Source organism: Paenibacillus rigui, assembly GCF_002234615.1.
Classification (GTDB): domain Bacteria; phylum Bacillota; class Bacilli; order Paenibacillales; family NBRC-103111; genus Paenibacillus_S; species Paenibacillus_S rigui.
In genome coordinates, this window is the sequence record NZ_NMQW01000086.1 from 1 (window position 1) to 7,600 (window position 7,600).

4 protein-coding genes are annotated in these 7,600 nt (G+C 50.3%); all 4 read left to right on the forward strand.

Annotation, left to right across the window (positions count from 1 at the left end):
• Positions 1-79 precede the first annotated feature (79 nt).
• Entirely contained in the window at positions 80-1,651 is a 1,572-nt protein-coding gene (locus tag CF651_RS31695) for a type 2 periplasmic-binding domain-containing protein (RefSeq protein ID WP_094018864.1), read from the forward strand.
• A gap of 178 nt (positions 1,652-1,829) precedes the next feature.
• A complete protein-coding gene (locus CF651_RS31700; protein ID WP_094018865.1) occupies positions 1,830-4,496 on the forward strand; it encodes a glycosylhydrolase-like jelly roll fold domain-containing protein in 2,667 nt (888 codons plus the stop codon).
• Between the two features lie 4 nt (positions 4,497-4,500).
• Positions 4,501-6,552 (forward strand): beta-galactosidase, encoded by a 2,052-nt coding sequence (locus CF651_RS31705; protein ID WP_094018866.1) that lies wholly within the window; start codon positions 4,501-4,503, stop codon positions 6,550-6,552.
• 323 nt (positions 6,553-6,875) lie between these two features.
• Positions 6,876-7,600: ABC transporter permease (locus CF651_RS31710; RefSeq protein WP_094018867.1), on the forward strand; the 725-nt coding region annotated here is incomplete at its 3' end.

Genomic DNA, 7,600 nt, shown 5'->3' on the forward strand with positions numbered 1-7,600 from the left:
AGATGCATATAAGAGACAGCTGTTAAAGGGTAAAAGCTAGATTAAACATATATTTACGATCAAGAAGGGGAACAACCATATGAATTTTAAAAAGCTGGGATTATTATCTGCGGCAGGTGTCCTTGCGATTACGGCTGTCACCGGCTGCAGCGGGAACACGAACTCTTCCGAAAGCCCTGCCCAGAATCAGACCGCGGGTGCAGATGAAATTATCGATATTGAGGTATGGGGTACCAACATTGGCTATAAACCAATTACCAAGGGCAGAAAGCTGTATGAATTGTACAAGGAAAAGCTTGGTGTCGGCGTCATCCATCCATATGTAGAGTGGAACGGAGGCACCAACTACTTGAATCAGCTAAACCTGAAGATTGCCGCCAATGAAATGCCGGACCTGTTCTTACCCCAGCAGGGTATTGAAGACAGTTTAGCTAAAAACGGCGCCATCGCTGACCTGACGGAGCTGTTACCCAAATATGCACCGAATTTATGGCAAGCCATTCCGAAGGAAATGTGGGATGTGGTGAAAGCCAATGACCCTACCGGTCAAGGGAAAATCTATTATATCCCCGGCATGGTGGACTATGGGAGATACGCCGGCTTGATCCGCAAGGATTGGCTCGACAAATTGGGAATGGCGATGCCAAAGACCCAAGATGATTACGTTAAGGTGCTGGAGGCATTCCGGGATAAGGATCCCAATGGCAATGGACAGAAGGATGAGCTGCCGACAGGTGGCCGTCAAGAGGCGCGTTGGATGGACCATCTGTTCGCCATGTACGGTGTGGCCATGTTTGAAGGGTATCCGGATTGGGACCTGTACGACGGCAAGCTGACGTATTCCGCGGTTACTCCGAATATGAAGGCCGCCTTGGAGTTCATCGCCAAGCTGTATAAGGACGGTTTGTTGGATAAGGAAACGCTCCTGAACGACAAGGCCAAATGGGATGGCAAGATTACGGCCAATAAGGCTGGTAACTACTTCCACTGGGTAGAGCAGCTCAATCTGAATTTGGAAAATTTGCAAAAGAACACTGGCGTGAAGGCTGAATTTTCGGTTCTTCCCGTACCGGAAGTTGCGGGCTATAAGGGATTCTATACTTGGAAGAGGTTTCAGCCCCCGGCCTGGGTGGTTAAGAACAATAAAGATCAGAAGAAATTAATGGCCACTATGAAGCTGCTGAACAACATGTACGATAAAAAGAATTGGATCCCTCTGTATCTTGGCGTGGAAGGCATGCACCATACGATGAAGGATGGCAAACCAGTCAAGCTTCCGGATGACAAGAGTACCCAGGAGAACCTCATTCTCGATCCATACGCAAAAATATCTACCCTTGATTTCATGACCGAACTAAATAAGAGTACAGCTTCGGAAGACAGAATGTGGGCTATTAATCAGGTTAACCAAAATATGCAGGAAGCCCAGAAGTTTGCCAAGGTCATTGCCGGTGATGGGATGCCGGCCAGCGTGTACGACGGCTTCGCCGACATAAACAACCGTACGCTGTACGTGGAATATGCCACCAAGATTATCCTTGGGCAATACCCGATCAGCAAATTTGATGAATTCGTAGACAAGTGGAACAAATCGGGTGGTGAAGAGGTCACGAAGCGTGCTAGGGAATGGTATGCGAAGGTGAAGAAATAATCGCTCGAGCGAAATGAGTTGTCTTAACGAGAGAAGCGAAAAGTTCAGGGTTGCACCAAATGTTGAATCAACCGTCCGCAGTGCCGAAACGCGCGCCAATTCTAGGCGCGCGTTAAATGGCATGCGTCAACTACGTCGGAAGAAAAACGTCACAACTAATTCGAAGCAGGGGGCTATTATGGGCAATCGTCTTAAGGAAGTGCTTAAGGGTCAAGAACATAATTATATCCTTCCTTTTCTGTGGCAGCATGGTGAGGAAGAGGCGATAATTCGGGAAGAGATAGCCCGTGTTCATGAATCTGGAATCGGGGCCGTTTGCGTGGAGGCTCGGCCTCATCCCGATTTTCTCGGACCGAAGTGGTGGTCGGATATGGACATCATTATGGATGAAGCCCGAAAGCGCGGCATGAAGATATGGATGCTGGATGACGATCATTTTCCAACGGGACATGCGGCAGGCAAGGTGAAGGAGGCTCCGGAAGAGCTTCATCGCTTATTTTTGAGTGAACGTTATATCGATACCATCGGTCCTGCCCAAGGCACATCCCTGCTGCTGGATACCTTGCAGATGCGCGGGCTGCGACCGACCATCTCGACGCCACAAAACGCGATTGGTCAAAACAAGCTGATTTCAGTTGTGGCTGTCCGTCGCGATCCATCTAATGGAACATTAACCGGTGACTCGGTCGACATAACCGAATTTGTACAAGATGGTACCCTTTACTGGGATATCCCGGAGGGGTATTGGCGAGTATTTATGATTTCTGAAAATAAGGACGGCGGCAGCAAGGAGCAGGCAGATTATTTGAATCCGTTGGACCGGGATTCCGTTTGTATTTTGCTCGATACGGTATATGAGGCTTTTTACGATCGGTATAAAGCGGATTTCGGCAAGACCTTTGTTGGTTTCTTTTCGGATGAACCGGGATTTTATAATGATGAGAAAACGTTCGATTTCCATTCGAAGCCTGGGAAGCCGGGAGTGGTGCTGCCCTGGAGCCGGGAAATGCCGGCCCTGCTGGAGGAAGCCTTAGGACTCGACTACCGGAAGCTGCTGCACCTCCTATGGCAGGATGCAGGAGACCTGTCGAACAGGGTGCGGTACCATTATATGGATATCGTCAGTAAGCTCTATGCGGACAGCTTCTGCAGTCAAATCGGAGAATGGTGCAGAGCCCATGGAGTGGAATATATCGGACATGTACTCGAAGACAATAACGTTCATGCAAGGCTAGGTTCTGGGGCGGGACACTTCTTCCGCTCTCTCTGGGGACAAGACATGTCGGGTCTTGATGTGGTGCTGTGGCAGATCGTGCCGGGCTTCGATGAATTAAGTTTCCGCTGGCCGGCGGGGGAGACGGATAGTGAATTTTTCCACTATGGTCTCGCTAAGCTTGGCGTATCGCTTGGACACGTCGATCCGAAAAAACAAGGCCGAACGATGTGCGAAGTGTATGGAGCCTATGGCTGGACAGAAGGGTTGAAGCTGATGAAGTGGCTTACTGACCATATGCTCGTTCGCGGCGTCAATTATTTTGTCCCGCACTCCTTTACCCAGAAAGCTTTTCCGGATCCGGATTGTCCGCCGCATATGTATGCGAGCGGGAAAAATCCGCAGTACCGCTATTATAAGCATTTAAATCAATATATGAATCGGATCAGTCACCTGATTTCAGGTGGAAGACATGTGGCCACCGCAGCCGTCGTTTATCATGCTGAAGCCGAATGGTCCGGGAAATCGATGTATTTTCATAAGCCGGTGAAGGAATTGATGCAGAACCAGATCGACTGCGACGTTCTTCCTATCGATGTTCTTTTGGAAGCGGCGGGCGTGAAAGAGAGTAAGTTACATGTAAATCTCGAGGATTACGAGTGCCTGATCGTGCCTTATGCAGAAGCGCTTCCGGCGGCGATGCTTCGGAGCTTGGTCCAATTTGCCGAACAAGGACTGGCCATTCGCTTTGTTGACGGGCTGCCGTTACGATCGAGCGAGGGCAGTGATGTTTCTGCCGAACTGTCTTGTCTTGCAGATCACCGGCATGTGAAGCTTGTACCTTTAGACAAGCTGGCGCAAGACCTTATCGCAGACGGACATTATGATATGAAAGTCGAAAAATACGAACCGTATCTTCGGAACTATCGCTATCTTCATGATGGGTTGGATGTGTTTATGTTCTTCAACGAACACCCGAATCATACGATTCATACGACGGTGGCTTTGTCTGTCCAAGGTGATGTATATGCGTATGATGCCTTTCTTAACCGATTAACCCGTTTGAATATAACGAGAGAGAAAGGCGCAACGACGGTACAGCTTACCCTGCATCCGTATGAATCCACCGTCCTGCTCCATGGAGCTGCCCTTGAAGGTTATGCTAATGTCGCGCTCCGGCAGCATACAGCTGGAGCGGGTCTAGAGCTCAAAGGCGAATGGACGGTTTCCACCGCGGATGCTGAGCATTATCCTCAATTCAAGGAATGGGAAAAATTGAAGGTCTTGACGAACATGAGTGGGCCTGGCTGCTTACCACGATTTACCGGCACTTTTCGTTATGAAACGGAATTTGAATGGAACGAGTCCGAGAGCCAGGCTCTAGTAGATCTGGGCGAAGTGTATGAAACAGCAGAGGTATGGTTAAACGGCGAGCCAGCGGGGGTACGCATCTGTCCTCCCTACCACTTGGAGATCGATGGTCTGATAAAGAAGGGCAAAAACAAGCTGGTCATCGAAGTGACGAATACGCTAGTGAAAGATCAGCGCGACTTCTTGTCAGCCTTTGCACAGCAGGAACCAAGCGGGCTCATCGGGCCTGTCCGGGTTAAGAGTATTCATAACGAGGTGTGACAAGATGATTCATACGAATAAACCAAAAATTTGGTACGGCGGCGATTACAATCCTGATCAATGGGAAAAATCGGTTTGGGACGAGGATTTACGCATGTTCAAGCTTGCGGGCATCGACGTGGTGACGTTAAATGTATTTGCTTGGGCGAAAAACCAGCCCGATGAGGAAACGTACGATTTCGACTGGCTCGATGAAATGATGGATAAGCTTCATGCGGACGGAATCGGCGTCTGTCTCGCGACAAGCACTGCAACGCATCCTGCATGGATGGCGCGTAAATACCCCGACGTGCTTCAGGTCGATTTCAACGGGCGCAAACGCAAATTCGGCGGACGCCACAACTCTTGCCCGAACAGCCCGACTTATCGCAAGTATTCGGTGCGAATGGCCGAGAAACTTGCCGAACGCTACAAGGACCATCCAGCTCTTCTCATCTGGCATATCAACAACGAATACGGCGGCGCCGGGTATTGCTACTGCAACAATTGCGAAAAGGCCTTCCGAGAATGGGTGAAAGCACGTTATGGCACGCTGGACCAGGTGAATCGCGTTTGGAATACGGCGTTCTGGGGCCACACGTTCTACGACTGGGAAGACATCGTCCTTCCGAGTGGGCTCAGCGAGGAATGGGTGGGAGCCAACGGGCGGACGGAGACGAACTTTCAAGGCATCTCGCTCGATTACCTCCGCTTCTATTCCGATAGCTTGCTCGAGTGCTACAAGCTTGAAGTTGAAGCGGTCAAGAGGTATACGCCAGGTATTCCCGTCACGACGAATCTGATGGGCGCCTTCAAGAAGCTCGACTACCACAAATGGGCCAAACACATGGATGTCGTGTCCTGGGACAACTATCCACGCTTCAATACGCCGCATAGCTACACGGCCATGATGCATGATTTGATGCGCGGCTTGAAGGACGGGCAGCCGTTTATGCTGATGGAGCAAACTCCAAGCCAGCAAAACTGGCAGCCTTACAACTCACTCAAGCGTCCGGGTGTGATGAGATTGTGGAGCTATCAAGCGGTGGCCCGAGGAGCGGATACGGTCATGTTCTTCCAGCTTCGCCGGTCGGTCGGAGGGTGTGAAAAATTCCACGGAGCTGTCATTGAACATGTCGGCCATGAGCATACCCGCGTCTTCCGCGAATGCGCTCGGCTCGGCGCAGAGCTCGGCGGACTTAGTTCTGCACTTCTGGACGCCCGGGTAGAGGCCAAAGTCGCCATCCTGTTCGACTGGGAAAACTGGTGGGCGGTAGAAATGTCCAGCGGACCGACCATCGCGCTCCGTTATGTGGAGGAAATACACAAGTTCTACGATGCGCTGTACCGTTCAGGAATCGCCGTCGACGTGATCAGCGTTGAAGCCGATCTCCAACGTTATGACCTCGTTATCGCACCCGTCATGTATATGGTCAAGCAGGGTGTGGCCAACAAGCTTGAAACATACGTCGAGCTGGGGGGAACGCTCATCACCACCTACTTCAGTGGAATCGTTGATGAGAACGACCTTGTCACACTGGGCGGATATCCTGGTGAGCTTAGAAAGCTGCTTGGCATTTGGGCCGAAGAAATCGACGCTTTGCTCCCCGAGCAGCGCAACCGGATTATCGTGCAGGATGCCACTTCCGGCTTGAACCCGGAATACGAGTGCGGCATGCTCTGCGACCTGATTCACTCCGAAGGTGCCGAAGTGATAGCAGTGTATGGTGAGGATTTCTATCGTGGGTCTCCGGCACTTACAGTCAACAAGTTCGGTGCCGGAGAAGCATGGTACTTAGCAACGAGCCCAGAAGAGGCGTTCCTGCGAGATTGGCTGCCACAGGTGTGCGCCTCCCACGGCATCACACCTCTCGTTTCCGCTGTACCGGAAGGTGTAGAAACGACCCTTCGGTCCAAAGACGGTCAATCCTACTTGTTCGTGCTTAATCATAATGCGGATGCAGTAACGGTCGACCTGAACGGGAGATCCGGCGTGGACCTGCTGACCGGTCTTCAACTGACGTGCGGCGAAGCGGAACTTCCAGGCCACGAAGCTTGGATTTTGAAGCTTCATTAGTTTGCCTGTCCAATGAACCATACTTGGCTTTGGGGCACCTTGGATCGTCTTACCGAATCCGGCTCAAATGAATCTAGAGGTGCTACTCTAATTCCATGAAGCCGCCTCAGTCCTACATTCTAGGGGACTGAGGCTTTTTTTGTTTGTCTGTAACGCAGAAGGGCAATGTAAAGTGGAAATTTAATGGCCTTACTGATTATTTTTGAATAAATTCTTAAAAATGCCCTTGTTTAAACTTAAAAATGCCCAATTGAGCGATGGTTCCTCTGGCTGTATAGTTATCAGTGTAAGCGGATTCAAGACTAGAGAGTGGAGGAAACAAGTTGAAAGCAGTTGCAATTCATCGAATGAAGGTCTATTGGCCGCTGTATGTGATGGCGATTCCGGGAATCGTTTTTCTCATTGTATTTAAATACATTCCGCTGGCCGGAGCTGTAATCGCCTTCAAGGACTATTCGGTTTTCAAAGGGTTCATCGATAGTCCCTGGGTCGGTCTCAAGCATTTTAAAACGCTGATTCACCATCCAGATTTCTTCCGGGTGTTCGGCAACACACTGATGCTTGGATTTCTCAAGCTCGTATTGGTCTTCCCGGTACCCGTTCTGCTGGCGCTGATGATCAACGAGATTCGGAAAGCGGCATTGAAGAAAGGGATCCAGACGGCACTATACATTCCGCACTTTTTGTCATGGGTTATTGTTGCCGGTATCGTCTTCGATTTCTTTTCATTAAGCGGATTGCTCAACATTATTCTCGGGTGGTTCGGTTTTGAACCTTTGCTGGCGATGCAGGATAGCACGTACTTTCGGCCTGTTTACGTAATCGCTTCCGTCTGGAGGGATGCCGGTTGGGGAACGGTGGTGTATATGGCGGCCATTAGCGCGATCGATCCTCAGCTGTACGAATCGGCGATGATCGATGGAGCATCCAAGTTCAGGCAAATCCGCCACATTACGTTTCCGCTTCTTTTACCTACGGTGCTGATACTATTCCTGCTTGAAATCGGCAACTTCCTGGATCTGGGCTTTGATCAAGTATACAATCTGCT